Source organism: Streptomyces sp. (assembly GCF_019510245.1).
Taxonomy (GTDB): domain Bacteria; phylum Actinomycetota; class Actinomycetes; order Streptomycetales; family Streptomycetaceae; genus Streptomyces.
Genome location: NZ_JAEKKT010000319.1, coordinates 1 through 3,670, shown reverse-complemented (window position 1 = coordinate 3,670; position 3,670 = coordinate 1). Strand labels below are relative to the sequence as shown.

Genomic DNA, 3,670 nt, shown 5'->3' with positions numbered 1-3,670 from the left:
GTCCAGGTTCGTACCGCCGATGATCTTCCCGACCGTGGCCTCCAGCACCCGCTGCGAGTCCGCGCCGGACGGTGACGCGAACCCCTCACCCATGTCGGTCGAACCGGCCCGCGCGCTGTCGCGCAGCTCGACCTGCTTGAGGAACAGGGCGACGACGAAGCCGAGCGCGGCGACCGGCACGGTCCACAGGAAGACGGTCTGGATCGTGTCGGCGTACGCGTCGATGATGGGCGCGGCGACGGCCGGAGGCAGCCGGTGCAGCCCCTCCGGACTGGTCGCCGCCCTGGTCACGGCGTCCGCGGCCGGCCCGCCGCCCACCCGCACGGCGGAGGCGATGCCGTCCTGGAGGTTCGGGGTCAGGGAGTTGGTGTAGATCGTCCCGAAGACCGCGGTGCCGAAGGAACTGCCCAACGTACGGAAGAAGGTGACGCCGGAGGTCGCGGTGCCGAGGTCGGCGTACTCGACGGTGTTCTGCACGGCGATCGTCAGGACCTGCATGCACAGCCCGATGCCGGTGCCGAGCACGAACATGTACAGCGACTCCAGCCAGGCCCCCGTGGACGGACCCATCCGGGACATCAGGAACAGCCCGAGCCCCATCACCAGGGAGCCGGCGATCGGGAAGAGCCGGTACTGCCCGGTCTTGCTGACCACGTTGCCGCTCACGACCGACGCGATGAGCAGGCCGACCACCAGGGGCAGCGTCCGTACGCCGGAGACCGTGGCGGAGTCGCCGTCGACGTACTGGAGATAGGTCGGCAGATACGTCAACGCACCCAGCATCGCGAAGCCCACGATGAAGCTGAGGACCGAGCAGACCGTGAACACCGGGTTGGCGAACAGCCGCATCGGCAGCATCGGTTCGGCCGCCCGGGTCTCCACCCAGCAGAACAGCCCGAGCGAGAGCACCCCGCCGACGAAGAGGCCGATGATGACGCCGGAATCCCACGCGTACTCGTTGCCGCCCCAACTCGTCGCCAGGATCAGCGCGCTGGCGCCCACCGCGACGAACGCGATGCCCATGTAGTCGATCACGGGCCGCACCGCCGACTTCACCACGGGGATGGTGCGGGCCGCGGCGAGGACCACGGCGATCGCGATCGGGACGTTGACGTAGAACGCCCAGCGCCAGGTCAGGTGGTCGGTGAACAGTCCGCCCAGCAGCGGTCCGATGACCGTGGCCACCCCGAACACGGCACCGATGGCGCCCTGGTACTTGCCGCGCTCGCGCAGCGGGATGACGTCGGCGATCAGCGCCATCGCCGTCACCATCAGACCGCCGGCCCCGACGCCCTGCATCGCCCGCCAGGTGATCAGCATCGTCATGTTGGAGGCGAGACCGCACAGGAACGAGCCCGTGATGAACACGATCGCCGAGACCTGGAAGACCACCTTGCGGCCGAACAGGTCACCGAACTTGCCGACCAGGACCGTCGCCACGGTCTCCGCGAGGAGGTACGAGGTGACAACCCACGACATGTGTGCCGCGCCGCCCAGGTCCGACACGATCGTCGGCAGCGCCGTGCCCACGATGGTCTGGTCGAGCGCCGCGAGCAGCATGCCCAGCATGATCGTCACGAAGACGACATTGCGACGGCGCTTGTCCAACACGGGGGGCTGGGAGGCGGCGGGCAGTGCGGTTTCCTCCACGACTGTCACGAGGTCACCTTCACAGCTGTGGGTTGCTCCCGCATGCGGGGACGGGCCGCACGAGTGCCCGGGCGACCCGTGCCTCACTCCTGCCGGTTGCGCCGCAGCAGATACGTGTCCATGATCCAGCCCTTGCGCTCGCGCGCCTCCGCACGCAGCCGCTCGATACGGGGCGCGGCCTCCGCGATCGGGCCGGCGGCGAGGATCTCGTCCGGAGTGCCTATGTAGGCACCCCAGTAGATGTCGATGTCCTGGTCCGTGTACTGCCGGAACGTCTGGTGGGCGTCGAGCATGACGACCACGTCGTCCACGCCCTCGGGAAGCCCCTCGGCGAGCCGCCGGCCGGTCGTGATCTGGACGGGGCGGGCGACCCTGTTCAAGCCCGTCCGGTGCCGGGCGACGAGCGCCGAGACACTGCTGATCCCCGGCACGACGTCGAACTCGAAAGCCACCGCGCCGCGTTCGAGGATCTCCTCCAGGATCCCGATCGTGCTGTCGTACAGCGCGGGATCTCCCCATACCAGGAACGCGCCGCTCTCGTCCTCGCCCAGCTCCTCGGCGATCATCCGTGCGTAGATCTCCGCGCGGGCGCTGCGCCAGTCACCGACCGCGGGGGAGTACGCGGCCCCGCCGGCCGCCCGGTCGCGCTCCGGGTCGCGCGCCTCGACGACGCGGTACGTGCCTTCCGGTACGTGCGCGTCGAGCATGTCCCGGCGCAGCTGCACGAGGTCGGACTTCACCTCGCCCTTGTCCAGGACGAAGAACACGTCCGTGCTCCGCAGCGCCCTGACCGCCTGGAGGGTCAGCTGCTCGGGGTCGCCCGCGCCGATACCGATGACATGAATCTTCCGCACACCCCGAGTCTGCCGCACGCCACTGACAGTACGTACACCGCGTCCACCGGGCTGTCCGCACGGCTGGGGGGAAACCGGAATTGTCCGGGGCACTGGTGGGAAGGGGTGCCCGTCTCGCCGTGGGTCGATGAGGGCTGTCCGGCCGGCGGGGGCAGGAGCACGTGCCGGCCGGCGGCCTCGGTTGTCCGCGGGGCAGGCGGCAGCCGGGGTGGTGGCTGAGGCGCCGAACGGTCCACCGTGGCGTGCGGTGCGGCGAACGGCCTGTCGCGACGCGCGGTGCGGGGAACGGCCCGTCGTGACGCGGCTGGCCGCAACTCCCCAGGGGCGCGGGGAACTGCGCGACCGGCCCCCCACCGGCCGGCAGCCGCCCGACAACCCGACCCGGCACCCCCTTGGGCGCCACGCCCAAGCCCGGCGCAGCTGCCCGCGGGGAACTGCGCGACCAGCTCCCACCGGCCGGCAGCCGCCCGACAACCCGACCCGGCACCCCGTAGGCGTCCCGCCCAAGCCCGGCGCAGCTGCCTGCGGGGAACTGCGCGACCAACCCCCACTCACCCGCAGCCGCCGTGGCCTCGGCCGGCTCGATGAGCGCTATCCGCGCAGCCGCGGTGCCCGCACCCCCGCGTCGACGCTCGTGCCCGTCTGCTCCACGAGGTCCGCGAGCCGCCGGGCCCAGTCCGCCAGCCCCGCGAGATCCATTCCGTACGGCTGTCCTCGCCCCGCGGCCGACGCGGCCCACTCCTCCACGGCCCCGGCGCCTCGCCGCAGCAGCCGCGCCCCGCCCGTGACGTTCCCACGGCCCGCGTGGGTCAGTCCCACAGCGAGCTGGGCCAGCCCCCGCCACAGGGCCCGTTCCTCGTCGGGGCCCGACTTCCAGGCGTCCTCGAAGACCTCGTGCGCATGGAACGGGCGCCCAGCGTCCAGCAGTTCCTGAGCCTCGGCCACGGTCTGCTGCGGGGTGCGCACCACGCCCTCCGGTTGCCGGGCGACGCCCTCGGCGCCGTACGGCAACGGCCGCCCGAGCCCGTCCCGCGGCCGGGCGTTGCGCGCCCGCCCGTCGCTGTCCCGGTCCCGCGCGCCCGTCTGCCGTCCTGAGGATGTACTGGCCATACGTCAATTGTCCCGCGCCCGGCGCCCGCTTCGGTCCGGCCCCCGACGTGGGGTAA

Annotated in this window: 3 protein-coding genes; all 3 read right to left on the bottom strand. The window is 71.7% G+C overall.

What is annotated here, in order from left to right; all coding sequences use genetic code 11:
* The coding region (locus tag JF597_RS49985; protein ID WP_294012830.1) for an MDR family MFS transporter at positions 1 to 1,659 on the bottom strand (1,659 nt) is incomplete at its 3' end.
* A 74-nt stretch (positions 1,660 to 1,733) separates the two neighbouring features.
* Complete coding sequence (cobF, locus tag JF597_RS49980) at positions 1,734 to 2,504, bottom strand: precorrin-6A synthase (deacetylating) (RefSeq protein ID WP_294012827.1); 771 nt, start codon at positions 2,502 to 2,504, stop codon at positions 1,734 to 1,736.
* A gap of 591 nt (positions 2,505 to 3,095) precedes the next feature.
* Entirely contained in the window at positions 3,096 to 3,614 is a 519-nt protein-coding gene (locus tag JF597_RS49975) for a DUF309 domain-containing protein (protein ID WP_069760709.1), read from the bottom strand.
* Positions 3,615 to 3,670 lie beyond the last annotated feature (56 nt).